The following is a 26,503-nucleotide window of genomic DNA, read 5'->3' on the forward strand; positions in this document are numbered from 1 at the left end:
ACGGCGAGGGGCTGAACACTCATGACGGAACTGCCGCGCATCGTCAGCGTCGACGACCATGTGATCGAACCGCCTCATCTCTTCGAGACCTGGCTGCCGGCCAAGTACCGGGACAAGGGGCCGAAGCCGCTGACCGAGGGAATCGGCGAACTCGCCTACGTGGCGGGCAAGTACCGGATCACGATGGATCCGGCGGGACCGCCCACGGACTGGTGGATCTACGAGGACCTCAAGTTCCCGTACAAGCGCAACATCGCGGCCGTCGGCTTCGACCGCGACGACATGACCCTGGAAGGGATCACGCGGGCCGAGATGCGCCGCGGGTGCTGGGACCCCAAGGCCCGCCTCGCCGACATGGACCTCAACCACGTCGAGGCCAGTCTCTGCTTCCCGACCTTCCCCCGCTTCTGCGGGCAGACGTTCGCGGAGGCGCACGACAAGGAGGTCGCGCTCGCCTGCGTGCGCGCCTACAACGACTGGATGGTCGAGGAGTGGTGCGGGGACAGCGGCGGCCGGCTGATCCCGCTGTGCATCATCCCGCTGTGGGACATCGAGCTCGCCGTCGCGGAGATCCGGCGCAATGCCGCGCGCGGCGTCAAGGCCGTGACGTTCTCCGAGATCCCGACCCACCTGGGCCTTCCGTCCATCCACTCCGGCTACTGGGACCCGTTCTTCGCGGTGTGCGAGGAGACCGGCACCGTCGTGAACATGCACATCGGGTCCTCGTCCCAGATGCCGGCCGCGTCCCCGGACGCGCCGCCCGCCGTCCAGGCCTCGCTCAGCTTCAACAACGCGATGGCCTCGATGATGGACTTCCTGTTCAGCGGCGTCCTCGTGAAGTTCCCGCGGCTCAAACTCGCGTACAGCGAGGGGCAGATGGGCTGGATCCCGTACGCCCTGGAGCGCGCCGACGACGTGTGGGAGGAGCACCGCGCGTGGGGCGGCGTCCGGGACCTGATCCCCGAGCCCCCGTCCACGTACTACTACCGGCAGATCTTCTGCTGCTTCTTCCGTGACAAGCACGGGGTGGCGTCCATCGACACCGTCGGCCGGGACAACGCGACGTTCGAGACGGACTATCCGCACGTCGACTCGACCTTCCCGAACACCAAGGAGGTCGCGCTCGACCACGTGAAGGGCCTCGACGACGAGACGATCTACAAGCTGATGCGCGGCAACGCCATCCGCATGCTGGATCTGGACCTCGACAAGGACCGCAAGTAGGGCGTCCGCCATGGACCTCACGTACACGGACGAAGAAGAGGGGTTCCGGGCGCGGCTCGGGGAGTGGCTGGGCGGCGTGCTGCCCATGCTGCCTCCGAAGCCGTCGCCCGACGACTGGCCGGGCAGACGCGCGTACGACATGGGCTGGCAGCGGCGCCTGTACGACGCCGGGTACGGGGAGGTGCACTGGGACGCCTCGCCCACGAAGAGGCTCATCTTCCTGGAGGAGACGGAAAAGGCGGGCGCACCCTACGTAGGCGCGAATTTCGTCGGGCTGCTGCACGCGGGGCCGACCATCGCCGCCGAGGGCAGCCCCGGTCAGCGGGACCGGTGGCTCGCGCCGATCCTGCGCGGGGACGAGGCGTGGTGCCAGGGGTTCAGCGAACCGGACGCCGGATCCGACCTCGCGGCGCTGCGTACGAAGGCCCGGCGCGAGGGCGACGAGTACGTGATCAGCGGCTCGAAGATCTGGACCTCGCACGCGGAGGTCGCCGACTGGTGCGAACTCCTGGTCCGCACCGATCCGTCGGCGCCCAAGCATCGCGGCATCTCCTGGCTCGCCATGCCGATGGACGCGCCCGGCATCACGGTGCGGCCGCTGCGCACGCTCGCCGGGTCGACCGAGTTCGCCGAGATGTTCCTCGACGACGTGCGGGTGCCGGTCGGCAATCGGGTCGGCGAGGAGAACGACGGCTGGCGCGTGACCATGGTGACCCTGTCCTTCGAGCGCGGCACCGCGTTCGTCGGCGAGGTCGTCGCCTGCCGCCGGGTGCTCGGCGAGCTCGCCGCCCATGCGAAGAAGACCGGCCGCTGGGACGACGCCGTGCTCCGCCGCGAACTCGGGCTGCTGTCGGCCGAGTTCGGCGCCCTGTGGCGGCTCACGCAGTGGAACGTGAGCGAGGCACAGGCGACCGGCGGCGTGCCGGGCGTGGGCGGCTCGGTCTTCAAGCTGCGCTACTCGCACGCCCGGCAGCGGCTGTACGAGGCCGCTGCCCGGGTCCTCGGTGGTGCGGGCGCCCTCGACACCGACCAGGAGTGGACGCTCGACCGGCTCTCCTCGCTGTCGTACACGATCGCCGCCGGCACCTCGCAGATCCAGCGGAACATCGTCGCCGAGCGGATCCTCGGACTGCCCAGGTCTTCAAAGGGGGGACGGTAGGCGTGCACTTCCAACTGACCGAGGAACAGCGCGCGTTGCGCGAGGGCACACGGGAACTCCTCGCCGGGCGGTTCGGGCGCGACGCGCTGCGGGCCGCGGTGGACGCCGACACCCCGGCCGTCGACCGGGGGCTGTGGCGCGAGCTCGGCGAGGCCGGGCTGTTTTCGCTGTGCCTGCCGGAGTCGGAGGGCGGGGTGGGGCTCGGCCTGCCCGACGCCGTCGTGGTGTTCGAGGAGGTGGGGCGAGCCCTTGTGCCGGGCCCGCTGGTGGCCACCTTCCTCGCGGCGGGCGAGGTGCCGGGCGCCGCGGCCGGCGAGGCGGTGGTGACCACGCCGTACGGGTCCCTGCTGCCGTGGCGGGACGACGCGAACGTGGTGCGCGGCGACGCCTCCAGGGCCCGCCCGATCGCCTCGGCGGACCCGCTCACCCCCCTGCACGCGCTCCCCGGGCCCGCCCCCGTCCCCCTCGAAGCGACCCTCCTGTACGCCGCCGAACAGCTCGGCTCGGCCGGCCGGACGCTCGACATGGCGGTCCAACACGCCCGGGAGCGTGAGCAGTTCGGATCACCGATCGGCTCGTTCCAGGCGGTGAAACACCTGTGCGCCGAGATGCTCGTACGGGTCGAGGTGGCCCGCGCCGCCGTGTACGCGGCGGCCGTCACCGCCGATCCGGTCGAGGTCGCGGCGGCCGAACTGCTCGCCGACGAGGCCGCCGTGCAGGGCGCCCGGGACTGCCTCCAGGTGCACGGCGGCATGGGCTTCACCTGGGAGGCCGACGTGCACCTGCATCTGAAGCGGGCGTGGGTGCGGGCCGAGTTGGGCGGCAGCGCGCGGGACGCGGAGGAGACGCTCGCGGCCGCGCTCTGACCTACGTAAGGAGGCGGCCGCGCGTCCGGAAAGCGAACGCGCGGCTGCCTGAGCGGAGGGCCTGGGCAAGGGTGCACGCACAGTGACCGTGCGTGGTTATCGGGTTGTGTCCTGCGGGAGGCTCGTCACGGCACGGAGTCGGCGTTCCGCTCCGGTACCTTGTGGCAGATGCGAGTGGTGCTGAACCCGAGCGACGGCGCCGGTGTTGTCTCCGAGGCAACTCCGGGCCCCACGATGTGCGCCGCTCGCAGCGCGTGGCGGGGTTTTGCGCCCGCCTGTTCGACCCCCGGCAAGACGCGTCGCACAGTATGCCGCACGCGTACTCCTTCGCGCTGGAATATGCCCGAAGCGCTTGTTGGGGTGACTGAACGTCAACCATGCTGTGCTCCAAGGGGTTCACGTTCCGTGATCCCTCTCACTGGACAGCACGGTAAGTGGCGCGAGGCAGTACTCCAGCGGTCCCGCCGGATTCGGATGGTGTGAGCGGTGCAGGTGCTTCAGGTTCAACTGGAGGTCGGGGCCGACCCCGCAGAGGTGGGGCGGGCCCGCAGGTGGGCGCGTTCGCGTCTCGCCGGTTCGGGCATAGAGGCCGATGAGTCCTTGGCGGAGACGCTGATTCTGATCGTCTCCGAGCTGGTCACCAACGCCGTGGTGCACACGGGGCATCCAGCCGTGCTGCGCATGGCGTTGCCCAGTGGTGTCCCGGAGGCGTGCCTCGGCACCGTTCGCGTGGAGGTCGCCGACACCTGCGAGCAGCCGCCGACGCCTCGGCACGCGGACGGCGAGGAGACGAACGGGCGGGGGCTCGAACTCGTCGACGGGCTCGCGGACCGCTGGGGCTGGCGCCCCGAGGGGACGGGCAAGGCCATCTGGTGTGAGATCGACCAGTGCGCGGTCGCGACGGCCGGCGCCTTCCAGGGTGTGGCGTTCGAAGCGGTGTGAGCGCGCACGAAGCGGCGCGGGCCCCGTGGGGGAGCCCGCGCCGCTTTCCGTGTCCGGTGGGACCGTCAGAACACCGCCACGGGAGCCACCGGCGTCCCCGTCCCGCCCTTGAAGGGTTCCGGCATCGCCGACAGCAGGAACGAATAACGCCGAACTTCTCCACAGGCTGTGGACAAAGATTCGAGATTCCAGTTCTGGCCCTGCAACATCCCCATCTCGACCAGGTCGAGCGCATGCACGGGCAGCCACAGGTTCTCGATCTCCGGCGGGAAGATCTCGAAGGTCAGGGTGTCGTTGGCGACGGCCGCCACGTCCCGCGCGTGGAACCACTCGGGCGTACGCACCGAAAGGCCCGGTGACGGATAGCCGTAGCCGTGCTTGTCGCCCGCGAGATACACCTGGATCTGCCCGGTCCGTACGAGCACGATGTCGCCGGCCCGGACCGTCACCCGCCCGAACTCGGCTGCCTCGTCCAGGTCCTCGGGCGTGACCGCGTGGTCCCCGGGCAGCCGGTCGAGGCCCTTCGCCGCCGCCACGTCGAGCAGGACGCCGCGCGAGACGATGTACGGCGCCTTGTCGATACCGCTGAACTCGGCGCCGTGGTGCGCCGTGATGGTGTCGGCGGGGCGGCCGTTGTAGAGCTTGCCCGAGTGCGAGACGTGCGTGAGGGCGTCCCAGTGGGTCGCCGCCTGAAGGCCCATCGTCACCGCGTCGTCGCTGGTGGCGACGGTCTCCGGGCCGAAGATCTCCTGGTTGATCTGCACCATCGTGTGGAACGGGTTGATGCGGCCGGGGATCAGTCCCGACTGCACGCCGTCCTCCTTGAGGGGCAGTGCGAGGGGGACGCGGCGGCCCGTGCGGACCTCGGTGGCGGCCTCGCGCACGACGTCGTCGGTGACGAGATTCAGGGTGCCGATCTCGTCGGCCTCCCCCCAACGCCCCCAGTTGTTCACGCGTTTGGCGATGTCGTGGAACTCGGCGGGCAGGGGCATCGGGTCCTCCCGGGTCTTGTGTTCCGGTATCTGACGGGTCGTAGAATCCGACCGGAGTTGAAATCTAACGGGTCGTCAGAAACCGCGGGAAGGGGCCGGGCATGGGGAACTTCTTGGCAGGCAAGGTCGTCGCCGTCACGGGAGCGGGGCGAGGCATCGGCAGGGCGGTGGCGCTCGCGTGCGCCGCCGAGGGCGCCAAGGTCGTCGTCAACGACTACGGGGTGTCCATAGAGGGCGGCGAGCCCACGTCGGACGTGGCGCTGGGCGTCGTCAAGGAGATCGAGGCGGCGGGCGGCAGCGCCGTGGCCGTGGCCGACGACGTGTCGACGATGGCCGGTGGTCAGCGCATCGTGGACACGGCCGTGAACGAGTACGGGCGGATCGACGGAGTGGTGTGCGTCGCCGGGATCCTGCGCGAGCGGATGCTGTTCAACATGGCCGAGGAGGAGTGGGACCCGGTCGTCCAGACCCACCTCAAGGGCACCTTCACCGTCTTCCGTGCCGCGTCCGCCGTCATGCGCAAGCAGAAGACCGGCACGCTCATCGGCTTCACCAGCGGCAACCATCAGGGCTCCGTGGCGCAGGCCAACTACGCCTCGGCCAAGGGCGGCATCATCTCCCTCGTACGGAGCGCGGCGCTCGGGCTCAACAAGTACGGCGTGACCGCGAATGCCGTCGCGCCCGTGGCCCGTACGCGGATGTCGGCGAACGTGCCGATGACGCTGAAGGAGATCGGGGAGCCGGAGGACGTCGCGGCGTTCGTCGTCTATCTGCTCAGCGAGCGGGCCCGCGAGGAGAAGATCACCGGGCAGGTGTACACGGTGGCCGGGCCGAAGATCGCCGTGTGGGCGCAGCCGCGCGAGCTGCGCGCCGGGTACGCGGAGGGCGGGTCCTGGACGCCGGAGAAGATCGCGGACTTTCTGCCGGGGACGGTCGGCACCGACCCCATGCCGCTCCTTGAACAGCTGCAGGAGATGGCCCGGGCGGCGGCCGCCAAGGAACGACCCAACCAGTAACGGGGGTGGCGGGGCGTGGAGTTCGGGTTCGACAAGACGGACGAGGCCTTCAGGGGCGAGGTCCGGGAGTGGCTCGAGAAACATCTGGACGAGCGGTTCACGGCCGCCGTGGGGCGCGGCGGCCCGGGCAGTGAGCACGAGGGTGGCGCCGAACGGCGGGCCTGGGAACAGGAGTTGGGCACGGGCGGCTGGATCGGCATCGGTTGGGGCCGGGAGGGCTTCGGCAACCGTGTCGCCACGCTGACCCAGCAGGTCGTCTGGGCGGAGGAGTACGCGCGCGTACGGGCGCCGGGCCGCTACGGCCACATCGGCGAGAACCTCCTGGCCCCCACCCTGCTCGCGTACGGCACCGAGGAGCAGCAGCGCCGCTTCCTGCCCGGCATCGCCCGCGGCGAGGGCCTCTGGTGCCAGGGCTACAGCGAGCCGGGGGCGGGCTCCGACCTGGCGTCGCTGCGTACGTCGGCGAGCCGGGGGAGCGACGGCCGCTGGCGGGTGACCGGCCAGAAGGTGTGGACGTCGCTCGCGCACGAGGCCGACTGGTGCTTCGTCCTCGCCCGCACCGACCCGGACGCGCGCCGCCACAAGGGCATCTCCTTCCTCCTCGTCCCCATGGACCAGCCGGAGCACATCGACGTACGGCCGATCCGGCAGCTCACCGGGACGAGCGAGTTCAACGAGGTGTTCTTCGACGGCGCCGTCGCCGAGGAGGTCGTCGGCGGTGAGGGCGACGGGTGGAAGGTCGCCATGGGGCTGCTCGCCTTCGAGCGCGGCGTGTCGACGCTGGCCCAGCAGGTCGGATTCGCCGAGGAGCTGCGGGCGGTCGTGGCGGCCGCCGTCGAGTCCGGGGCGGACCGTGACCCGCTCGTCCGCGCCCAGCTCGTACGCCTGTGGGCCGAGCTGCGGACCATGCGGTGGAACGCGCTGCGCACCCTCGGCGGCGCGCCCGACGCCGGTGCGCCGAGCGTCGCCAAGCTGCTGTGGGGCGGCTGGCACCAGCGGCTCGGGGAACTGGCCCTGCGGGTGCGGGGCGCGGCGGCGTCCGTCGGCCCCACGGACTGGACACCCGACGCACCCTACGAACTCGACGAACAGCAACGGCTGTTCCTCTTCACCCGCGCCGACACCATCTACGGCGGCTCGGACGAGATCCAGCGCACCATCATCGCCGAGCGCGTGCTCGGCCTGCCCAGGGAGGCCACGTGAGGGGTGTTGTGTTCGACGGCCAACAGGCCGTCGTAGTAGACGACTTGGAGATACGGGATCCGGGACCGGGGGAGGTGCTCGTCGGCGTCGCCGCCGCGGGGCTGTGCCACAGCGACCTGTCGGTGATCGACGGGACGATCCCGTTCCCGCGCCCGGTGGTCCTCGGGCACGAGGGCGCGGGCGTGGTGGAGGCGGTGGGCGCGGGCGTGAGCCATGTGGTGCCCGGTGACCATGTGTCGCTGTCCACGCTCGCCAACTGCGGGGCCTGCGCGGAGTGCGACCGGGGCCGGCCGACGATGTGCCGCAAGGCGATCGGCATGCCGCAGAAACCGTTCGAGCGGGGCGGCAAGAAGCTCTTCCAGTTCGCCTCGAACTCGGCGTTCGCCGAGCGGACCGTGGTGAAGGCCGTCCAGGCGGTGAAGATCCCGAAGGAGATCCCGCTGACGTCGGCCGCGCTGATCGGCTGTGGGGTGTTGACCGGTGTCGGAGCCGTGTTGAACCGGGCGCGGGTCGATCGCGGCGACACGGTCGTCGTGATCGGTACGGGTGGGGTGGGCCTCAACGTCCTCCAGGGGGCCCGTGTCGCGGGTGCGCTGCGGATCGTCGCGGTCGACACGAATCCCGACAAGGAGGAGGTGGCGCGGCAGTTCGGCGCGACCGACTTCGTCGCCGACGTGGGGGCGGTGCGGGAGCTGCTGCCGGACGGCGCCGACCATGTCTTCGAGTGCGTGGGCCGGGTCGAGCTGATCCGCGCCGCGATCGACCTCCTCGACCGGCACGGCCAGGCCGTGATCCTCGGCATGCCGGCGGCGAAGGCGGAGGCGAGTTTCGTGCCCGCCGAACTGTTCCTCGACAAGTCGATCCTCGGCTGCCGCTACGGCTCCTCGCGCCCGCAGCGCGACATCAAGCTGTACGCGGATCTGTACGCGGAGGGCCGGCTGCTGCTCGACGAGCTGGTGACACGGACGTACCCGGTGGAGGACTTCGGGAAGGCGGTCGAGGACGCGGAGGCGGGGAGGGTGGCGCGCGGGGTGCTGACCTTCTGACGCCGCGGCGGGGTGTGGTGGTCCGGGGGCGCCGCGCCCCTTGGCGGGCCCGGGGCGCCGCACCCCTTCCAATCTGACACCCCGTCAGCTTCAATGGATTTCATGATGGGACACGCAGGATGATGGGACATGCAGGGATGGCGGCCACCGTCGTCCGCTACCTCAGGTCGGTCGGCGCTCCCACTGCGGAGTCACCGGTGGAGGCGCTGCCGCGCCCGGATCTCCGGGCCGTCGGTGACGACGAGCGCGCACCCGTCGATCCGGCCGAATTCCGGCGTGTCATGGGCGAGTTCGCCAGCGGCGTGACCGTGGTGACGGCGGTCGAGCCGGACGCGGGCCCCGCCGGCTTCGCCTGCCAGTCCTTCGCGTCCCTGTCCCTCGACCCGCCGCTGGTCGCGTTCATGGTGGCGCGGACCTCGACGACGTGGCCGCGGATCGCCCGGGCGGGGTCGTTCTGCGTGAACGTACTGGGCGCGGACCAGGGCGAGTTGTGCCGGGGCTTCGCGGTCAGCGGGGCGGACAAGTTCGCCGGTGTCGCGTACGACGAGGCGCCGGTGTCCGGCGCGCCGCGGCTCGACGGCGCGGCCGCGTGGATCGACTGCGCGATTCATGCGGTGCACACGGGTGGGGACCACTTGATCGTGGTGGGGCGGGTGGCGGCGCTGGGCTCAGAGGGCGGCGGCGCGGAACCCCTGGTCTTCCACCGGGGGGCCTTCGCGGCGCTACGCGGCTGACGGGTCGGCGGTGGCTGGGGCGGTGTCCGCGCGGCCCCGCCGGATGATCAGCGACATCAGCGCCGCCGCCGCGCACAGCGCGCCCGAGGCGTACCAGACCACGTCGTACGAGCCGAAGACATCCCGCGCCACTCCACCCAGGAAGGCCACGACCGCGGCCCCCACCTGGTGCGAGGCGAGCACCCAGCCGAACACGATCGCGCTGTCCTCGCCGTAGTGCTCGCGGCACAACGCGATCGTCGGCGGCACCGTGGCGACCCAGTCCAGACCGTAGAAGACGATGAAGAACAGCATCGGCGGCCTGACCTCGGGCGCGAGCAGCATCGGCAGGAACAGCAGCGAGATCCCGCGCAGCGCGTAGTACACGGCGAGCAGCCGGCGCGCCTCGATCCGGTCGGTGAACCAGCCCGAGGCGACCGTCCCGACGACGTCGAAGACACCGATGACCGCGAGCAGCGAGGCGGCCGTGGTGATGGGCATGTGGTGGTCGTGGGCCGCGGGCACGAAGTGCGTCTTGACCAGGCCGTTCGTCGAGGCGCCGCAGATCGCGAAGGTCCCGGCGAGCAGCCAGAAGGGCCCGGTGCGGGCGGCCTTCACGAGGACGGACACGGCCCGCTTCCCCGCTCCCCGGACGGGCGCGGGCTTCGGCACGAACTCCTTTGCTCCGTACGGCTCCACACCGGCGTCGGCGGGGTGGTCGCGCAGCAGCAGCCACACCAGTGGGACCACGGCGAGCGCCGACAGCGCCACGGTCACGGCGGCGGGCCGCCAGCCGTGCCGGTCGACGATCCAGGACAGCAGCGGCAGGAAGACCAGCTGCCCGGAGGCCCCGGCCGCGGTCAGCACGCCGGTGACAAGCCCGCGCCGCGCGACGAACCAGCGGTTGGTGACGGTCGCGGCGAAGGCGAGCGCCATCGACCCGCTCCCGAGCCCCACCAACACGCCCCAGTACATGACTAGTTGCCACGCAGCGGTCATCCATACGGTGAGCAGCGACCCGACGGAGATGACGGTCAGCGCGACCGCCACCACCTTCCGTATCCCGTACCGGTCCATGAGCGCGGCGGCGAACGGGGCCGTGACCCCGTACAGCGCGAGGTTCACGGACACGGCGAAGCCGATGGTGCCGCGCGACCAGCCGAACCCCGTGTCGGGATCGTGCAGCGGCTCGATGAGCAGCCCGGGCAGGGAGGCGAAGGCGGCGGCGCCGACGATGGTCACGAAGGTCACGGCGGCCACGGCCCAGGCACGGTGGGGCCGGCGGCGTCTCTGCCGGGCGCCGTCCTGAGCCTTCGGTGGTGTCTGCGTCTCGGTCACCCGAAAAGCTTCGGCGATCCCCGCACCCGGAACGAGTGGCCCGAATGCCATCATTCGCTAGGATCGGGCCATGGGACCCACGCGAGGCACCGGACGTACCCGACGGACCCGACGGCACACCCCGCACCGCATCGCGGTGCTCGCGCTCGACGGCCTCATCCCCTTCGAGTTCGGCATCCCCCAGCGCATCTTCGGCCGCGCCCGTGACGCCACGGGAGCGCGCCTGTACGAGGTGGTGACCTGCGCGGTCCGCGAGCCGGGGCGGGTGCGGACCGACGCCGACTACGCGATCCACGTGGAGCACGGCCCGGATGCCCTCGCCACCGCGGACACGGTCATCGTCCCGGCCTCGTACGAGATGGGGCCCGTCTACGAAGAGGGCCGTCTCACACCGGAGTTGGAGGCGGCGCTGGCGTGGATCCGTCCCGGGACCCGCATGGTCTCGATCTGCACCGGCAGCTACGTCCTCGCCGCGGCGGGCCTGCTCGACGGCCGGCCCGCCACCACGCACTGGGCGGACGCCGACCACTTCCAGCGCCTCTTCCCGCACATCAAGGTCGACCCCAACGTGCTGTTCATCGACGACGGAGACGTGCTCTCGTCGGCGGGCGTCGCCGCGGGCATCGACCTGTGCCTGCACCTCGTACGGCGCGACCACGGCGCCGCAGTCGCCAACGACGTGGCCCGCCGCACCGTCGTACCACCGCACCGGGACGGCGGCCAGGCCCAGTACATCGAACGCCCGCTCCCTGAGCCCCAGTTGGCGTCCACCGCGCGCGCCCGCGTGTGGGCGCTGGAGCACTTGGGCGACCCCATCCAGCTGCGCGATCTGGCCGACCGCGAATCTTTGTCCGTACGCACCTTCACCCGCCGCTTCCGGGAGGAGGTGGGCGTCAGCCCCGGCCAGTGGCTCACCGGCCAGCGCGTGGAACGCGCCCGCCACCTCCTGGAGACCTCCGGCCTCTCCATCGACGAGGTGGCCCGCCGCTCGGGCTTCGGCACGGCCCAGTCCATGCGCCAACACCTGCATACGCAGCTGGGGGTGACGCCGACGGCGTATCGGAGGACGTTCCGGGCGGGGAGTGTGGGGAGCGAGAGTGTGGCGTGAGGGGCGCGTGAGGCCCGCAGAACGTGGACTGTGACGTGAATCTTCGGATCTGTCGAAGATTCACGTCACAGTGCGGAGTGCGGAGTGCGGAGTGCGGGGTACGGGCCGCTCAGCGGCCCCTGAACTCCGGCCGCCGGCGCTCCACGAAGCTCGCGACGCCCTCGTTCGCGTCGTGCGTGCCCATGTTGAGTTCCTGGGCCGTGGCCTCCGCCGCGAGGGCCGTGGAGCGGTCCGAGTCGAGGGAGGCGTTGACCAGTGCCTTGGTCATGGCGAGCGCACGCGTGGGGCCCGCCGCGAGGCGTTCCGCCCACTCCCTCGCCACCTTCGGCAACTCGCCGTCCGGTACGACCCGGTTGACCAGGCCGAGCCGCTCCGCGTCGGCGGCGGGCAGCGCGTCGCCGAAGAACATCAGCTCCTTGGCGCGCTGCGGGCCGATCAGGCGGGGGAGGAGGTAGGCGCCGCCCCCGTCCGGGACGAGGCCGCGGCGGACGAACACCTCGATGAACCGCGCCGACTCGGCCGCCAGGACCAGATCGCAGGCCAGTGCGAGGTGCGCCCCGATGCCCGCCGCCGTGCCGTTCACCGCCGCGATCACCGGCTTCTCGCAGTCCTGGACGGCGGTGATCAGGCGCTGCGCGCCGAGGCGGATCATGCGGGCCACGTCGCCCGTCACCCGCTCCCCGGCGTCCGCGCCCCCGCCCCGCAGGTCGGCCCCGGCGCAGAAGCCCTTGCCCGTCGCGGTGATCACGACGGCCCGTACGTCCGGGTCCGCGGAGGCCTCGGCGAGCAGCGAGATGACGCGTTCCCGCTGGTCCCAGGTGACGGCGTTCATGGCCTCGGGGCGGTTGAGGGTGATCCACGAGACGCCGTTGTCAGTGGCGTGCAGTATCAATGAGTCCAAGGACTTTTCGGGTTGCGTGGCTTGTGTTGGTTGTGCGGGTTGCGTTGGTTGGGCGGGTTCTGCGGGGGAGGGCTGGGTCATGGGGGAGCTCCGTCTTGTCGGCGGTGGAGGGGCGGCGGCCGGTTCAGCGGCACACGGCGAGGGCGTCGAGGGCGACCGCGCCCTGGCCGCGTGGCAGCACCATCAGCGGGTTGATGTCCAGCTCGGCGAGGTCGTCGCCGAGTTCGAGCGCCATCCGCTGCACGCGCAGGATCACCTCGACCAGCGCGTCGATGTCGACGGGCGGCGCCCCCCTGACCCCGTCGAGCAGGGCCCGCCCGCGGAGTTGGTCGAGCACGGCCCGCGCCTGGCTCTCGCCGAAGGGCGGCACGGCGACGGCGGTGTCCCGCAGCACTTCTACGAGTACGCCGCCGAGGCCGACGGTGACGGTGGGGCCGAACAGGTCGTCGCGGGTGACGCCGACGACCATCTCCACGCCCCGCTCGACCATCTGGCAGACGAGAACGCCGTCGAGCTCGATGCCCTCGTAGCGGGCGATGTCGGTGAGTTCGCGGTACGCGTCCCGTACCTGGCTCGCGGACGTCAATCCGACCTTGACCAGGCCGAGTTCGGACTTGTGGGCGAGCTGGGGCGCCGATGCCTTCATGACAACCGGGTAACCGACGAGGGAGGCGGCCCGCACCGCCGCCGCGGCGCTCGTCACCAGCTGCTCGCGCGGCACCCGGATCCCGTACGCCCGCAGCAGTTGCTTGGCCGCGTGCTCGCTCAGCTGGTGGCCGGGGCGCATCAGGGCCTGTGCCTTGCGGAAGGAGGGCGAAGGTGTGCGCGGCGCCTCGTCGAAGGGAGAGACGTACGAGGCCGTGAAGCGGTGGTGGTCGAGGTAGGCGCGGACCGCGGTGATGCAGTTGGCGAAGGTGCGGAAGGTGGCCACGCGGGAGGAGCCGAGGAGGGTCGTGCGGTAGGCGTCCTCCGTACCGACGGGCGAGCCCCACACCACGCACACCAGCTTGTCCGTCTGCTCGGCCGCGTCCACCAGGTCCTGCGCCAGTTTGTCGCTCATGGGCGGGAAGGGGCCGGTGATCGGGCAGATGAGGACGCCCACGGACGGGTCGGCCAGGATCGCGTCGATGATCTTGCGGCCGCGCCAGTCGCCGACCGGGTGGCCGCCGTTGTCGACCGGGTTCGCCACGCTCAGGTAGTCGGGTATCCACTGGTGCAGTTCGTTCTGCTTCTCCTGGGGGAGAGTCGGGAGGTGGAGGCCGGCTTCCGTGGCCAGGTCGGAGAAGTGGGCGCCGGTGCCGCCGGAGATCGAGTAGACGACGACGCCGTCGGCCTGCGGCGGCTTCGCGCGGGCCAACAGGGCGGAGGTGTCCTGGAGTTCGTCGAGTCCGTCGACGCGGATGACGCCGAACTGCCGCATGGCGGCGTCCACGACGGTGTCGGCGCCGGTGAGCTTCCCGGTGTGCGATGCGGCGGTGCGGGCGCCGGTCTCCGTCCGGCCGACCTTCACGGCGACGACCGGCACCCCTTCGCGCGCGGCCCGGTCGGCGGCGAGGAGGAAGGAGCGGCCGTCCTTGAGGCCCTCCACGTAGCAGGCGATGGCGCCGACCTCGGGGCGTTGAGAGAAGTACGAGATGAAGTCGGCGGTCTCCAGGTCGGCCTCGTTGCCGGTCGGCGCCCAGTGGGAGAGCCGGATGCCGAGCTCTTGGAGGGAGAAGACGGGGCGGCCCTGGTGGCCGGACTGGGTGATCAGCGCGATGGCCGGCCCGTCGAGGTCCTCGCGGAAGCGCTCGAAGGCGTTGAGGTTGGTGTTCGGGCCGAGCAGCCGCAGCCCGGACCGCTCCACGGCGGCGGAGAGCCGGGCCTGCGCGGCGGCGCCCTCGCCACCGGTCTCGGCGAACCCGGACGCGAAGGCGACGGCGAACTTCACCTTCGTGTCGGCGAGTTGCTCGATGACGGGCAGCGGATCTGCGACGAGCAGCACGGCGAGGTCGACCTGCTCGGGCAGCTCGGCGACGGAGGAGGAGCAGGGGAGGCCGAAGACCGTCTCGCGGGTGGGGTGCACCGGATACAGGCGCGCGCCGACCCGCTCCGCCCAGCCCATCAACTGCCGGGTGATGCCGGTGTTGGGCCGTCCCTCGGCGTCGGACGCGCCGACGACGGCGACGGACTCGGGCCGGAAGAACCGGTCCAGGTCCGGTACGTCGGAGTGCAGCGGGAGGCCGCTGACGTCCAGCTCTTCGGTACCGGCCCGCCCGTGCACGGCGGGTCCGGGCTGCTCACCGCAGGCGATCACGCGGGCCCGGCGGGAGTCGGTGGTCAGGGTGCCATACGTCGATCCAAGCATCGGTCCGCCCGCTCCTGTGTGTCAGCGACATCTCTTGCCTGTGCGGCTTGTGCAGCCTGTGCAGTCGCAGCTTGTGCAGCCTGTGCAGTGCCTCGAAGTCCTCCGAGGGTCAACTGGAAATCAATAACTGACGCTCTGTCAGATTACTTAACTGACGCTTCGTCAGGAACAGGGCTGCACGCAAAAAGCTGGGGCGGATGTTCTGAGGGGCGTACTCGTGCCGGTGTCCCGGCGGGGCGTGGGGCTCAGGAAGGGAGGCTCAGGAGGGGAGTTGGGCGGCCACTGCCTTGCCGATGCGTCCGGCGTCCAGGGCCAGTTCGCGGAGCATGCCGGATATCGGGTTCGTATAGCCGGTGAAGTGGAGGCCGGGAGGTGAGGGGGTGCGCCGGGAGGGGGTGCGGGGTCTTCCGGTGGCGGGGTCCAGGACGTCCAGGTGGCCCACCAGGTCCTGGAGGCCCTGCTGGTAGCCGGTGGCCGCGATCACCGTGTCCGGGGTGACGCGGGTGCCGTCGGAGAGGACCACCGCGTCCGCGTCGAAGGAGGTGACGGCGGCGACGGGTTCGACCTTCCCGGACCGCACGGCGTCGATGAAGCCGACGTCCTGCACCGGGATGGCGCCCTGGCGTGCCCGCGAGTAGAGGCCGGTGTCGGGGCGTTGCAGGCCCCGCGCCGACAGGTCGGGGACGCTCAGCTTGCCGAGTGGCACGGCGAGCCGGTCGACCAGGCCGACCGGCAGGCGCCGGCAGAGGATGCCGGTGCGCTGGGCGGCCCAGCCGAGCGTGGAGCGGCGCACGATGTGCGGAGCGGTGCGCACGGCGATGCGGACGCGCGCGGCGCCGCCCTCGATCAGGTCGACGGCGATCTCGGCGCCGGTGTTGCCCGCGCCGACGACGAGGACGTCCTGGCCGGTGAAGGGGTCCGGGTTGCGGTACTCGCCCGCGTGCAGCAGCTTCCCGGTGTACGTGGAGGCGCCGGGCCAGTCGGGCAGGTGCGGGGTGTGGTTGTAGCCGGTGGCGACGACCACGGCGGCCGAGGTCAGCTCGCGGCCACCGGTGGCCCGCAGCAGCCAGCCCGAATCGTCGGCGGCCCGCTCGATGCGGGTGACCTCGACGCCGGTGACGACTTCCAGGTCGTGGTGCTCGGCGTACTTCTCCAGATAGCGCACGACGTCGTCGCGGGCGACCCAGCGGCCGAAGCGGCGCGGCATCGGGAGGCCCGGGAGGCCGGAGAGGCGGCGCGTGGTGTGCAGGTGGAGGCGGTCGTAATGGCCGCGCCAGGAGGTGCCGACGCGGTCGGACTTCTCGAGGACGACGGCCCGGACGCCGTGCGCCTCGAGACCGACGGCCGCGGCGAGTCCGCCGGGGCCGCCCCCGATGACGTACACGGGCGGGCGTTCATGGCTGCGTGCCGGTGCGTGTGGGGAGTCGGCCATGTACGGAGCGTATTGCGGCGCCGGTTTGAGCGGGACCGGTCAAGACGGAAACCGGTTGCGAATTGATCACGGGCCGCGATCGGGGCCGCCCGGCCGTTGCTGCGTGCGGGGCCCTTGCGGAGGCGGTGCCGGATGGGTTGAACTGGCCTACCCGAGGAACTGACGTACCGTCAGAAAATGGAGGAGGGGCCGGACTTCATGGACGCGATAGGGCTCAGCGGCGCCGAGTGGCTCGCCGTGCTGCGCATCGGGCTCGGCCTGTGGTGGCTGGAGAGCTGGCGGCACAAGGACAAGAAGGGCTGGTTCGAGCGCGGGACGGGGATCGCCTGGGCCGCCGATGTGGCCGGCAAGCACAAGTGGAACGCCGTGCGCAGCGGCTTCGAGGTCGTCGTGAAACCGCGGCCGAAGACGATGGCGTACGTCGTGGTGTATGCCGAACTCGCCCTGGGGGTCGGCCTGATCCTCGGGTTCCTGACGCCGATCGCGCTGGTCGGCGGGCTGCTGCTGAATCTGTTGTATTTCACGCTCATGATCCATGACTGGGCCGAGCAGGGGCAGAACGCGATGATGGGCCTGATCTCGCTCGTCGCGCTGTTCGCCATGTCCTGGCAGGCCTGGTCCCTCGACCACGCGATCGGACTGTTCTCGTGAGTGCTGACACCGCCGGTGCCGCCGGCGCCGACGTACGTTTCGATGTTCCCGAGCCCGATGCCTTCACGCAGCCCTACTGGGACGCGGCCGCCGGGGGGCGGCTGCTGCTCAGGCACTGCGGGAGCTGCGGGCGTGATCATCACTATCCGCGCGAGTTCTGTCCGTTCTGCTGGAGCGAGGACGGGCGGTGGGCGGACGCGAGCGGCCGGGCCACGCTCTATACGTGGTCCGTCGTGCATCGCAACGATCTGCCGCCCTTCGGGGGCCGCACCCCGTACACCGCCGCCGTCGTCGACCTCGCCGAGGGGCCGCGGATGATGACGGAGATCGTGGACTGCGCGGAGGCCGACCTGCGGATGGGGATGGACCTGACGGTCGACTTCCGGGAGGGCGGGGAGGGCTTCGCGGTACCGGTGTTCAGGCCTGCGGTGTAGCCGGGTGGGTCTGTGGTGGCGCGTGCCGTGACCGGGTGGGCCTGTGGTGGCGCGTGCCGTGACTGCGCGGTCGTGCGGTGGCCTGTGCCGTAATCCGGTGGCTGTGTGGCTGCGGGCGTGGTCATCATGGCCGGATGACGACCTCACGGGCACGCACCGGCGAGTGGCTGCTGACGTCGGCCCTCGATGAATTCGACCAACAGGCCGGGGAGTTGCTGGCCTCCGACCCGGCCCTGCACACGGTGGCGCTCAGCGTCACCGCGCGCATGCGGGCGTCCGGCTGGGCGCGTGACGGCGCGCGCTTCGGGGTGTGGACGGGCCCCGGCGGCAAGGCGGACGGCTACTTCTTCTGGACGCCGCCGCACTTCCTGTACGTGGCGCTGCCCGGCGAGGACGCGGGCCGCGAGGAGGCGGGCCGCGAGGCGGCGGCGGGCGCCCTGGTCGACGCCCTTGCCGAACTCCCGCTCGACGGTGCGAACGGTGCGCTGGAGTCGACCGCCGCCCTCGCCGGGGCCTGGCGCGAACGGCATCCCGGCGCGCGGGCCGAGCGCGTGATGCGGCAGCGGCTGTTCCGGCTCGGCGAGCTCACGCCACCGAAGAGCCTGCCCGAGGGCGGGGCGCGGATCGCGGGCGGGACCGACCGGGACCTCCTCGTGGACTGGCACATGGCCTTCGAGACGGAGGCGCACCCGCGCGACGCCGCGTCGCGGGAGCAGGCCGAGGCCTGGGCCGACGAGCGCATCGCCTACGGCGGCGTCACCCTCTGGGAGGACGGCGGCGACCCTGTCTCGATGGCGGGCCTCACCCTCGGATCGCTGGGCACCGTCCGGGTCGCCCCCGTCTACACGCCGCCCGCGCTGCGCGGCCGGGGGTACGCGGCCGCCGTCACCGCCGAGGTCAGCCGGGCCGCGCGGGCCGAGGGCGCCGAAGAGGTACTGCTCTTCACGGACCTCTCCAACCCGACGAGCAACGCCCTCTACCAACGCCTCGGCTACCGGCCGGTCCGGGAGTTCGCGGTGTGGGAGTTCAGGCGCTGAGGGGCGCGGCCGGGGAGGCGCGGGGTACGGCCGACGCGCTGACGGGCACGGCCGGGCGAGCCGACGTGCCCGGCCGACGAGCTAAGGGGCACGGCCGGCGGGCCGAGGTGCACGGCCGAGAGGAGCCGCGGGGTACGGCCGACGCCCTGACGGACCCGGTCGGCCCGACCCCTCACGGCCACAGCAGCTCCTTGGTCCAGCCCTCCGCCGTGCGCAGGTACCTGAGGCGTACGTGGCGGCGGCGGGCGTCGCCCTGGAAGAACTCGACCTCGTCCGGGGCCAGCTCGTAGACCGTCCAGGAGGGGGCGGCAGCGTCCGGTTCGCGCTGCGCGCGTTCCCACGCCGCGTCCGAGGCGCGCTCCAACTCCTCGTAGGAGCCGAGCGGTTCGCTCTGGTGGCCGACGAGGGCCGAGGCGAGCGCACCGGTCGAGCGGGCGTGCAGATCGGCGTGGGCGGTCTCGGGCGGCGCCGTGCGGACGGGGCCGCGGACCCGGATCTGGCGGCCCTGTGCCGGCCAGTAGAAGCCGAGCGCCGCGTACGGGTGCGCGGCGAGCTGGCGGCCCTTCGCGCTGCCCGCGTGCGAGGCGAAGTGCCAGCCGTGCGCCTCGTCCGCGCCGTGCAGCATCACCGTACGGACATCGGCGCGGCCCTCGGTGTCCGTTGTCGCGAGCGAGGGGGTGTGCGGCTCGGGCTGGCCCGCCGCCACGGCCGCGGCGAACCACTCCGTGAACAGGGGGAGGGGTGCGGCGGGCGCGTCCCGCGGGTCGAAGGCGGGCAGCTCGGTGTCCCATACGCGCAGGGAACGCAGCAGGGCGTCGAGATCGGGTGCGGGTTCCGGTTCCATGGTCCCCGATCGTTCCATGGACCGGTTCTCGCGTGCCGGTGGCTCGGGTCGGCGCCCTTCCCGCGGGTCATCCCCTCTCAGCCCCGCCCCAACACCACCGTCCCCGCCGAGCAGAACCAGCCGCCCGTCCCCGACGCCACGGCCAGCTGCGGCAGCGAACCGTCCGCCCGCCGCACCTGATGGCCGCCCGCCTCGCCGCGCAGTTGGCGCGCCGCCTCCACCAGGAGGAAGAGGCCGCGCATGCCGGGGTGCTGGGCGGAGAGGCCGCCGCCGTCCGTGTTCGTCGGGAGCTCGCCGTCGTGCAGGAGGCGGCCCTTCTCGACGAACGCGCCTCCCTCTCCCTTGGCGCAGAAGCCGAGGTCCTCCAGGGTCACGAGCGTCATGTACGTGAAGGCGTCGTAGATCTCCGCGATGTCGATCTCGGCCGGGGTCACCCCGGCCCGCTCGAAGGCCAGGCGGCCGCTGACCGCCGCGGGGGAGACCGTGAAGTCGTCCCACTCGGACATGGTGGTGTGCGAGACGTGCTCGCCCGAACCCAGCACCCACACCGGCGGTTTCGCGCAGTCGCGCACCAGGTCCTCGGCCACCAGCAGCACCGCCGCGCCGCCGTCCGAGCGGATGCAGCAGTGCAGTTTGGTGAACGGGTCGGCGATCATCGGCCCGTCGAGCACCTCGTCGACCGTGATCGGGTCGCGGAACATGGCGTCCGGATTGCGGGACGCGTTCGCGCGGGCCTGGACCGCGACCTGGGCGAGCTGATCGAGGGTCGTGCCGTATTCGTGCATGTGGCGGCGGGCCGCCATCGCGTACTTGGCGATGAGTGAGTGGCCGTACGGGACCTCGAATTGCAATGGGCCGCGCGCACCGAACGACAGGTTCGAGGTGCGGCGCTTCGCCTTGATGTCGGCGCGGGCCGTGGAGCCGTAGACGAGGAGGACGGCGCGTGCGTGGCCCGCCCGGATCGCGTCGGCCGCGTGCGCCGCCATGACCTCCCAGGTGGAGCCGCCGACCGAAGTGGAGTCGACCCAGCGGGGTTTGAGCCCCAGGTACTCGGCGACCTCGACCGGTGCGAGGGTGCCGAGGCCCGCGCTCGCGAAGCCGTCGACGACGTCGGGGGTGAGCCCCGCGTCGGCGAGCGCCCGGCGGGCGGCCTGGGCGTGCAGGGCGTAGGGAGTGGCTTCGTCGACGCGGCCGCAGTCGGAGAGGGCTATGCCCGTGATGGCGACCTTGCTTCCGGTCTCAGTCATGAATCTGACGGTACATCAGATACGGGGTGCGGAGCAGTGGGGTGTGGAGGAGTGCGCGTAGCTCTGGGCATCCGGCGGTCGGCGTCCTAACATGACGCCCCGTCAGAAAGGGGCCCACATGGACGCCAGGTTCACCGAGGAACAGCAAGAGATCCGCCGTACCCTGCGCGAACTCGCCACCAAGCGCTGCACCCCGGACGACGTCAAGGCCGCCACCCGCACCCCCGCCGGCCATGACCTCGCTCTGTGGGGCACCCTCAGCGCGGAGCTCGGACTACCGGGGCTCGCGCTGCCGGAGGAGTGCGGGGGTGTGGGCGGATCCATCGTGGAACTCGCGCTCGCGGCGGAGGAGTTGGGGCGCGTTCTCGCTCCCACGCCGCTGCTCGCAGGCGGCGGGCTCGCCGCCCCGCTCGTCTCCGCCCTCGGTACGGAGGCCCAGCGCTCCGCGCTGCTGCCGAAGATCGCCGAAGGCACCCTGACCGCCACGCTCGCCGTGCCCGGCACGGGCCTCGCCACCGCCCTCGGGCTCGTCGCCGACAACGCTGGGGACTGGGCGGGCGGCGGCCGGGCCGGCGGCGTGCAGGCCGCCCGGCAGGAGAACGGATGGCGCCTCTACGGGCAGGCCGAGCAGGTGCTCGACGGCCACAGCGCCGGGCTGCTGCTCGTCGCCGCGCACACCGGAGGCTTCGCCCGCTCCCGCACGCTCCTGTTCCTCGTACGCGAGGACGCCCCCGGGCTCGTACGCGTACGCCAGACGGCCATGGACGAGACGCGGCCGCAGGCGCGCATCGAACTTCGCAACGTCGAGGCCGAGTTGCTCGGCGAGGAGGACGGTGATGTGACCGGGGCGCTCGCCGCCGTCGGGGACACCGCCGCCACCCTGCTCGCCGCCGAGGCCGTGGGCGCCGCGGACCGGGCGCTGGAGCGGACCGTCGAGTACGTCAAGGAGCGGGAACAGTTCGGCAGGCCCGTCGGCTCCTTCCAGGCCGTGAAGCACCGGCTCGCCGATGTGTATGTACAGGTCCAGGCGGCGCGCTCCGCCGCGTACTACGCGGCGTGGGCTGCGAGTACCGCCGACGAGGCACGGGTCGGCGGCCTCGCGCTCGCCCAGGCGCTCGAGGCGCTGCGGACCGGGGCGGGGGAGGCCGTGCAGCTGCACGGCGGCATCGGGTTCACCTGGGAGCACGACGCGCATCTGTATCTGAAGCGGGCCGCCGGCGACGAGCTGCTGTTCGGGCCCGTGCACCTGCTGCGCGACCGTGCCGCGCAGGCCGCCGAGCTGTTCGCACCGGGTCCCGGTCTGGAGGTGGCGGTCTGATGGCGCCGCCGGGCATCAAGCTGGTGCAGAAGGTGTCGTCGACGCGGACGTTCGGCCGCCTCGCGCCGCACGTCATCCCCGCTCTCGACCGCACCGTGCACCGGCTCACACGCGGAAAGGTGCTGCTCAGCGCGCAGATGCTGCCGGGCGTGATCCTCAGCGTGCGGGGCGCGAAGAGCGGGATCGAGCGGCGTACTCCACTCGCGTGCATGCCCGAGGAGGAGCGGGGGACCTGGCTGCTGATCGGGTCGAACTTCGGGCGGCCCGGTCATCCCGCCTGGACCGCGAATCTGCTCGCGCATCCGGACGCCGAGATCAACTGGCGCGGGGCGGACGTCCCGGTGACGGCCCGGCTCCTGGACGGCCGCGAGCGGGAGGAGGCATGGGCGGCGGCGCTGAAGTTCTGGCCGCCCTACGCCGCGTACCAGCGGCGGGTGGAGCGGGAGATCCGGCTGTTCCGCCTGGAACGCCGCTGAGCGACCGGCCGCGAACTGCAACAGCGGCGGCTCACGTTGCACCACGCGAACCGCCGCTGCACGACAGGACCAGGAAGAGTTACTTGGCGGGCTTCTTTCCGGTCACGCCCAGGTGCACCAACATCGCGAGGTTCGGCTTGAGTTCGGCCTGCTTGACGCCCCAGGACTGGAAGCCCTTCTGGTGCGAGGCGACCGCCGCGAGCATCGCGACCAGTGAACCGGCGACCGCGGCCGGGCTCACGTCCTTGTCGACCTTGCCCTTGTCCTGAAGGTCCTTGACGGCGTCCGCGAGGGAGTTGTTCACCGAGTTCAGGATCTTCATGCGGAGCTTGTAGAAACGCTTGTCACCCTCGGCCGCACCGAGGTCGACGACCCGCAGGATCGCGTCGTTCTTGCGCCAGAACTCCAGGAACCCGTCGACGAGTTCCTGCGCCGTGGCCCAGCCGGCCTTGCCGACCCAGGAGCGGTCCGCGACCAGTTCGGTCAACCCCGCACCCACGGTGGCCATTTGCTCGGCGATCTCCAGGACGGCGCCCTCGACGTCCGGGAAATACTGGTAGAAGGTCGCGGGCGAAGTGCCCGCCTTTCGCGCGACATCAATGACTTTGACGTCCCGGTAGGGCGAGGAGCTGAGCATCTCGCCGAGGCAGTCGAGCAGCTTCTGACGTGTTGCCTGACCGCGTCGGCCGGCCACGCGGCCGTCGACGGTCCGTACTTGTCCTGTCATGCCGTCAGCTTACCGAGGGGTGATCGGAGCGCGATCTGGCCGACTGCAAATGGGGTTGGCCGTCATGACCTCCGGTCAAATGACGCGCCGTGAGCGACTGGAATTGGCCAAACGTTCGAATTTCAATCACGGCGGCCCGTTCGGCCTGGTTAGCGTGACGCCCATGCGTCCCGCCCGCCGCGATCGGCCCGCCCTCCCCGAATTTCCCGAAGGGGCCCCGTGCTGGGCCGACGCCCGGCTCGCGGACGTCGAGGCGGGCAAGCGGTTCTACGGCGATCTCTTCGGCTGGACCTTCGACGAGGGCGCGGGCGCCGAGCGCGACTACTACACGGCGGCCTACAGCGAGGACCGTGCCGTCGCCGCCCTCGCCCCGGCGAATCTGGGTGTCCAGTGGCGCATGCACCTGGCCGTGCGCGACGCGTACGCCGCCGCCGAACGGGTCTTCGCGGCGGGCGGGCACATCGAGGCGGGGCCGCTGTCCGGCGGGACGGAGGCGACCGTGGCGCTCGCGCGGGGCCCGGAGGGGGCGGCGTTCGTGCTGCGGCAGGCGGGGAGCCACCGGGGTTTCGAGCGGATGGGCGGGGCCGGGGCGTTCTGCGGCGTCGAGCTGCTCACGCCGGATGCCGCGCTGAGTGATTCCTTCTTCGGAGCCGTATTCGGAGAGGAGGCCTTCGGGGCGGCGGTGCGCCGTAAGGTCGTCCCCGAGGGGCTCGGCCGGTTCCTGCTGCACTTCGGCTGCGCCGACGCCGGTGCCACGGCGGCGGCCGCGGTCCGCCTCGGCGGGCGGGTGCGGGTGGGCCCGCACCCCACGGCGTACGGACGTGCCGCCGTGATCGAGGATGATCAAGGGGCGGTGTTCGCGGTGTGCGAGCAGGAGTAGGGCCTGTCGTTCGACGACGGGTCCTGGGCCCCGAATGCTCCGAGACACCCCGTTTTGACCCGAGGTTCGCAACTGAGGGCCGAGACAGGAAGAATCGGGGTGCGTGCCGCCGTGGCGCTTCGGTGGTGAGACGCTGACGGGGGCCGTGAGTGCGGTGGCCCGCACGGGGAGGTGGCAGGCAAGTGATGGATCAGCTGACGCAGCACGATCCGAGGCGGATCGGTCCGTTCGAGGTTCTGGGACGGCTCGGCGCGGGCGGCATGGGCCTGGTCTATCTGGCGCGCTCGGCTTCGGGCCGACGCGTGGCGATCAAGACGGTGCGTACGGAACTCGCCGAGGACCAGCTGTTCCGGGTCCGTTTCACGCGCGAGGTCGAGGCGGCACGGGCGGTGTCCGGTTTCTACACGGCCGCCGTCGTCGACGCCGACCCGCGCGCGGCCGTGCCCTGGCTCGCCACCGCGTACGTACCGGCGCCCTCCCTCGAAGAAATAGTGAACGAGACCGGGCCGCTGCCCGCCCAGGCCGTGCGCTGGCTCGCCGCGGGCATCGCCGAGGCCCTGCAGTCGATCCACGGCGCGGGCCTGGTGCACCGCGACCTCAAGCCGTCGAACGTGCTGGTCGTCGAGGACGGCCCGCGCGTCATCGACTTCGGCATCGCGTCCGGCGTCTCGAACACGCGCCTGACGATGACGAACGTGGCGGTGGGCACGCCCGCGTACATGTCGCCCGAGCAGGCGAAGGACTCGCGCAGCGTGACGGGCGCCTCGGACGTCTTCTCGCTCGGCTCGACCCTCGTCTTCGCGGCGACCGGGCACGCCCCGTTCCACGGCGCGAACCCCGTCGAGACCGTGTTCATGCTGCTGCGCGAGGGCCCGGACCTGGAGGGGCTACCGGAGGAGCTGCGGCCGCTCCTTGAAGCGTGCATGCAGATGGAGTCGGTCAAGCGGCCCTCCCCGGCCGACCTGCAGTCCCAGCTCGCCCCCCACCTGTTCGGCGCGGGCAGCGACGACAGCGGCACCGCCTCCGCCTGGCTGCCCGAGCGCTCCGTCGCGCTGATCGAGACGCGCCGCGGCGGCCGCCCCGCCCCCAAGGCCCCCGCGACCCGGCCGCCGGGCCCCGGCGCACACGCCGCTCCGAACGGGCACGGTGCGCCGATCCCCGCCATGCCCTCGCAGCCGCCCGCGCCGCCCATGGTCCCCGCGTCCCCGCCCGTGGGCACGGACGGCTGGCGGCACTCGCCCGTGCCCGCGGGCCAGAGCCTCGTGGCCGACGGGCCCGTGCACCTGGCCGGGGCGCAGGTGCCGATCGGACCCGGACCGCGGGTCGCCGACGCGCGGGCCGCCGCCGTGAAGGCGCCGCCCGCCGAATCGGGCCTCGCCGGATCCTGGTCCCGCTCCAAGCCCGCGGTGAACGGCTCGCACGAACCGGTCGTGCCCGCGCCCTCCGTCGCCGAGGGCGCGCCCTGGCGGCCCTGGCGCTTCCGCATGTCGAACGATGTGTGGGGCACGCCCGCGGTGGCCGGCGACCTCGTCTACGTCACGTCGTTCGAGGTGCACGTCCTGGACGTGGCCACCGGGCGGCGCCGCTTCAAGACCCGTGACGTCGCCTGGTCCATGGCCGTCGCGGACGGCTGTATCCACGCCTCCGACGGCCCCACGCTGTGGGCGCTCGACGCCCGCGACGGCAGCGACCTGTGGCGGATCCAGACCGACGCCTGGGTGTACGCGCTCCAGGCCGCCGGCGGCACCGTCGTCACCGCCACCCGCGGCGGCGGCGTCCAGGCCCGCGAGGCCGTCAGTGGCGAGCTCCAGTGGGAGATCACCGGCTGCCAGACGGACTTCGAGGCGACGGAGGCCGGACCCGTCATGTACGACGGCACGGTCTACGTGTGGCAGGACGCGCGGCTTCGCGCCCTCGACGCCCGTACGGGTGACGAGCGCTGGTCGTACCCGATCGGCGACGCGGCCTCCTGCGGCGGCGTCCCGATGCGTCTCACGCCCGCGTCCGACGGCCATGTGTATGTCGCCGCGGGCACCCGCGTCCTCGCCGTCGATGCCGCATCGGGCCACGTCCGCTGGCACTTCGAGGCGCCCGCCGTGTTCCTCAGCCCGCCCGCGTTCGCCCCCGGCGCCGCGGTCACCGGCGGCGGCGTCTACCTCGTCGACCACCTCGGCACCGTGTACGCGCTCGACGCCACCGACGGCCGCGACCGCTGGCGCATCGCGACCGAGGCCCGGCCCTCGTCGGTCGACCCGGTCCTGGTCGCGCAGGGACATGTGCACGTCGGCAGCGGCCAGGGGCTGTACACCCTGGACGCCGTGACCGGCACCCCGAAGTGGCGCTTCCAGGCAGGCGGCGAGATCGCCGGGGCACCCGTGGTGGCGGACGGGCGCATCCACTTCGGCTCCACGGACCACCTGCTCTACACGCTGAAGGCCGACGACGGCCGCCTGCGCTGGAAGCTCGCCACGGGCGGCGAGATCACGGGAACACCGGTCGTCAGGAACGGCGTCGTCTACGCATGCAGCAAGGACCGCTGCGTGTACGCGCTGGACGCGGAGAAGGGGACCGGGACCAGTCGGTGAAGGTCCCGGGGGTCTTC

Annotated in this window: 24 protein-coding genes; 16 read left to right on the forward strand and 8 right to left on the reverse strand. The window is 71.9% G+C overall.

The window, feature by feature from the left end:
- Nucleotides 1-21 precede the first annotated feature (21 nt).
- From OG746_RS07530 to OG746_RS07545, 4 genes are all read left to right on the forward strand, one after another.
- A complete protein-coding gene (locus tag OG746_RS07530) occupies nt 22-1,224 on the forward strand; it encodes an amidohydrolase family protein (protein ID WP_266712724.1) in 1,203 nt (400 codons plus the stop codon).
- A 10-nt stretch (nt 1,225-1,234) separates the two neighbouring features.
- Complete coding sequence (locus tag OG746_RS07535; protein WP_266712726.1) at nt 1,235-2,383, forward strand: acyl-CoA dehydrogenase family protein; 1,149 nt, start codon at nt 1,235-1,237, stop codon at nt 2,381-2,383.
- A 2-nt stretch (nt 2,384-2,385) separates the two neighbouring features.
- The gene (locus OG746_RS07540) at nt 2,386-3,249 is read left to right on the forward strand and encodes an acyl-CoA dehydrogenase family protein (RefSeq protein WP_266712728.1); all 864 of its coding nucleotides are present in this window, start codon (nt 2,386-2,388) and stop codon (nt 3,247-3,249) included.
- Between the two features lie 486 nt (nt 3,250-3,735).
- Complete coding sequence (locus OG746_RS07545; RefSeq protein WP_266712730.1) at nt 3,736-4,191, forward strand: ATP-binding protein; 456 nt, start codon at nt 3,736-3,738, stop codon at nt 4,189-4,191.
- 65 nt (nt 4,192-4,256) lie between these two features.
- Here the strand turns inward: OG746_RS07545 and OG746_RS07550 are convergent, their stop codons facing one another.
- Nucleotides 4,257-5,183 (reverse strand): cyclase family protein, encoded by a 927-nt coding sequence (locus OG746_RS07550; protein WP_266712732.1) that lies wholly within the window; start codon nt 5,181-5,183, stop codon nt 4,257-4,259.
- Nucleotides 5,184-5,284: 101 nt separating this feature from the next.
- Between OG746_RS07550 and OG746_RS07555 the strand changes: the two genes are divergently transcribed.
- From OG746_RS07555 to OG746_RS07570, 4 genes are all read left to right on the forward strand, one after another.
- Entirely contained in the window at nt 5,285-6,199 is a 915-nt protein-coding gene (locus tag OG746_RS07555; protein WP_266712734.1) for an SDR family oxidoreductase, read from the forward strand.
- A 15-nt stretch (nt 6,200-6,214) separates the two neighbouring features.
- Entirely contained in the window at nt 6,215-7,402 is a 1,188-nt protein-coding gene (locus OG746_RS07560; protein WP_266712736.1) for an acyl-CoA dehydrogenase family protein, read from the forward strand.
- Entirely contained in the window at nt 7,399-8,448 is a 1,050-nt protein-coding gene (locus OG746_RS07565) for a Zn-dependent alcohol dehydrogenase (protein WP_266712738.1), read from the forward strand. Before OG746_RS07560 ends, OG746_RS07565 begins: the two co-directional genes overlap by 4 nt.
- A gap of 137 nt (nt 8,449-8,585) precedes the next feature.
- Complete coding sequence (locus OG746_RS07570) at nt 8,586-9,182, forward strand: flavin reductase family protein (RefSeq protein WP_266712740.1); 597 nt, start codon at nt 8,586-8,588, stop codon at nt 9,180-9,182.
- Here the strand turns inward: OG746_RS07570 and OG746_RS07575 are convergent.
- On the reverse strand, nt 9,171-10,550 hold the full coding sequence (locus tag OG746_RS07575) for an MFS transporter (RefSeq protein WP_266712742.1): 1,380 nt from the start codon (nt 10,548-10,550) through the stop codon (nt 9,171-9,173). The genes OG746_RS07570 and OG746_RS07575 overlap by 12 nt on opposite strands.
- A 19-nt stretch (nt 10,551-10,569) precedes the next feature.
- On the opposite strand from OG746_RS07575, the gene OG746_RS07580 reads away from it, so the two are divergent.
- Complete coding sequence (locus OG746_RS07580) at nt 10,570-11,607, forward strand: GlxA family transcriptional regulator (RefSeq protein ID WP_266712744.1); 1,038 nt, start codon at nt 10,570-10,572, stop codon at nt 11,605-11,607.
- Between the two features lie 109 nt (nt 11,608-11,716).
- Here OG746_RS07580 and OG746_RS07585 read toward each other — a convergent pair whose 3' ends face one another.
- The 3 genes from OG746_RS07585 to OG746_RS07595 form a co-directional block, all read right to left on the reverse strand.
- Nucleotides 11,717-12,499, reverse strand: a complete 783-nt coding sequence (locus OG746_RS07585) for an enoyl-CoA hydratase/isomerase family protein (protein ID WP_524540458.1) — start codon at nt 12,497-12,499, stop codon at nt 11,717-11,719.
- Nucleotides 12,500-12,632: 133 nt separating this feature from the next.
- Entirely contained in the window at nt 12,633-14,855 is a 2,223-nt protein-coding gene (locus OG746_RS07590; RefSeq protein WP_266712748.1) for an acetate--CoA ligase family protein, read from the reverse strand.
- A gap of 259 nt (nt 14,856-15,114) precedes the next feature.
- Entirely contained in the window at nt 15,115-16,287 is a 1,173-nt protein-coding gene (locus OG746_RS07595; RefSeq protein ID WP_266712750.1) for a flavin-containing monooxygenase, read from the reverse strand.
- 198 nt (nt 16,288-16,485) lie between these two features.
- Between OG746_RS07595 and OG746_RS07600 the strand changes: the two genes are divergently transcribed.
- The 3 genes from OG746_RS07600 (at nt 16,486) to OG746_RS07610 (ending at nt 18,409) form a co-directional block, all read left to right on the forward strand.
- Nucleotides 16,486-16,938 (forward strand): DoxX family membrane protein, encoded by a 453-nt coding sequence (locus OG746_RS07600; RefSeq protein WP_266718772.1) that lies wholly within the window; start codon nt 16,486-16,488, stop codon nt 16,936-16,938.
- A complete protein-coding gene (locus OG746_RS07605; protein ID WP_266712752.1) occupies nt 16,935-17,372 on the forward strand; it encodes a Zn-ribbon domain-containing OB-fold protein in 438 nt (145 codons plus the stop codon). Before OG746_RS07600 ends, OG746_RS07605 begins: the two co-directional genes overlap by 4 nt.
- 134 nt (nt 17,373-17,506) lie before the next feature.
- Complete coding sequence (locus OG746_RS07610) at nt 17,507-18,409, forward strand: GNAT family N-acetyltransferase (protein ID WP_266712754.1); 903 nt, start codon at nt 17,507-17,509, stop codon at nt 18,407-18,409.
- A 172-nt stretch (nt 18,410-18,581) separates the two neighbouring features.
- On the opposite strand, the gene OG746_RS07615 is transcribed toward OG746_RS07610, so the two are convergent.
- Entirely contained in the window at nt 18,582-19,253 is a 672-nt protein-coding gene (locus OG746_RS07615; protein ID WP_266712756.1) for a pyridoxine/pyridoxamine 5'-phosphate oxidase, read from the reverse strand.
- Nucleotides 19,254-19,330: 77 nt separating this feature from the next.
- Nucleotides 19,331-20,500, reverse strand: a complete 1,170-nt coding sequence (locus tag OG746_RS07620; protein ID WP_266712758.1) for a thiolase C-terminal domain-containing protein — start codon at nt 20,498-20,500, stop codon at nt 19,331-19,333.
- A gap of 118 nt (nt 20,501-20,618) precedes the next feature.
- On the opposite strand from OG746_RS07620, the gene OG746_RS07625 reads away from it, so the two are divergent.
- Nucleotides 20,619-21,818 carry an acyl-CoA dehydrogenase family protein gene (locus OG746_RS07625; RefSeq protein ID WP_266712760.1) on the forward strand — a complete coding sequence of 400 codons (1,200 nt, stop codon included), beginning with the start codon at nt 20,619-20,621 and terminating at the stop codon, nt 21,816-21,818.
- Entirely contained in the window at nt 21,818-22,294 is a 477-nt protein-coding gene (locus OG746_RS07630; protein ID WP_266712762.1) for a nitroreductase family deazaflavin-dependent oxidoreductase, read from the forward strand. Before OG746_RS07625 ends, OG746_RS07630 begins: the two co-directional genes overlap by 1 nt.
- A 79-nt stretch (nt 22,295-22,373) precedes the next feature.
- Here OG746_RS07630 and OG746_RS07635 read toward each other — a convergent pair whose 3' ends face one another.
- On the reverse strand, nt 22,374-23,021 hold the full coding sequence (locus OG746_RS07635) for a TetR family transcriptional regulator (RefSeq protein ID WP_266712764.1): 648 nt from the start codon (nt 23,019-23,021) through the stop codon (nt 22,374-22,376).
- A 163-nt stretch (nt 23,022-23,184) separates the two neighbouring features.
- Here OG746_RS07635 and OG746_RS07640 point away from each other — a divergent pair, with 163 nt between their 5' ends.
- Nucleotides 23,185-23,901, forward strand: coding sequence for a VOC family protein (locus tag OG746_RS07640; RefSeq protein ID WP_266712766.1), 717 nt, complete (start codon nt 23,185-23,187; stop codon nt 23,899-23,901).
- Between the two features lie 182 nt (nt 23,902-24,083).
- Nucleotides 24,084-26,486, forward strand: coding sequence for a protein serine/threonine kinase AfsK (afsK, locus tag OG746_RS07645; RefSeq protein ID WP_266712768.1), 2,403 nt, complete (start codon nt 24,084-24,086; stop codon nt 26,484-26,486).
- Nucleotides 26,487-26,503 lie beyond the last annotated feature (17 nt).

The sequence above is a fragment of the Streptomyces sp. NBC_01016 genome, assembly GCF_026341035.1.
Classification (GTDB): domain Bacteria; phylum Actinomycetota; class Actinomycetes; order Streptomycetales; family Streptomycetaceae; genus Streptomyces.

Bases quoted from the DNA above. Each gene is read 5' to 3' on its own strand.
- OG746_RS07595 (WP_266712750.1), bottom strand. From the start codon at position 16,287: ATGGCCGACTCCCCACACGCACCGGCACGCAGCCATGAACGCCCGCCC.
- OG746_RS07640 (WP_266712766.1), top strand. From the start codon at position 23,185: ATGCGTCCCGCCCGCCGCGATCGGCCCGCCCTCCCCGAATTTCCCGAA.
- OG746_RS07625 (WP_266712760.1), top strand. From the start codon at position 20,619: ATGGACGCCAGGTTCACCGAGGAACAGCAAGAGATCCGCCGTACCCTG.
- OG746_RS07575 (WP_266712742.1), bottom strand. From the start codon at position 10,550: ATGGCATTCGGGCCACTCGTTCCGGGTGCGGGGATCGCCGAAGCTTTT.
- OG746_RS07550 (WP_266712732.1), bottom strand. From the start codon at position 5,183: ATGCCCCTGCCCGCCGAGTTCCACGACATCGCCAAACGCGTGAACAAC.
- OG746_RS07600 (WP_266718772.1), top strand. From the start codon at position 16,486: ATGGACGCGATAGGGCTCAGCGGCGCCGAGTGGCTCGCCGTGCTGCGC.
- OG746_RS07610 (WP_266712754.1), top strand. From the start codon at position 17,507: ATGACGACCTCACGGGCACGCACCGGCGAGTGGCTGCTGACGTCGGCC.
- OG746_RS07590 (WP_266712748.1), bottom strand. From the start codon at position 14,855: ATGCTTGGATCGACGTATGGCACCCTGACCACCGACTCCCGCCGGGCC.
- OG746_RS07635 (WP_266712764.1), bottom strand. From the start codon at position 23,021: ATGACAGGACAAGTACGGACCGTCGACGGCCGCGTGGCCGGCCGACGC.
- OG746_RS07530 (WP_266712724.1), top strand. From the start codon at position 22: ATGACGGAACTGCCGCGCATCGTCAGCGTCGACGACCATGTGATCGAA.
- OG746_RS07615 (WP_266712756.1), bottom strand. From the start codon at position 19,253: ATGGAACCGGAACCCGCACCCGATCTCGACGCCCTGCTGCGTTCCCTG.
- OG746_RS07630 (WP_266712762.1), top strand. From the start codon at position 21,818: ATGGCGCCGCCGGGCATCAAGCTGGTGCAGAAGGTGTCGTCGACGCGG.
- OG746_RS07580 (WP_266712744.1), top strand. From the start codon at position 10,570: ATGGGACCCACGCGAGGCACCGGACGTACCCGACGGACCCGACGGCAC.
- OG746_RS07570 (WP_266712740.1), top strand. From the start codon at position 8,586: ATGGCGGCCACCGTCGTCCGCTACCTCAGGTCGGTCGGCGCTCCCACT.
- OG746_RS07555 (WP_266712734.1), top strand. From the start codon at position 5,285: ATGGGGAACTTCTTGGCAGGCAAGGTCGTCGCCGTCACGGGAGCGGGG.
- OG746_RS07620 (WP_266712758.1), bottom strand. From the start codon at position 20,500: ATGACTGAGACCGGAAGCAAGGTCGCCATCACGGGCATAGCCCTCTCC.
- OG746_RS07535 (WP_266712726.1), top strand. From the start codon at position 1,235: ATGGACCTCACGTACACGGACGAAGAAGAGGGGTTCCGGGCGCGGCTC.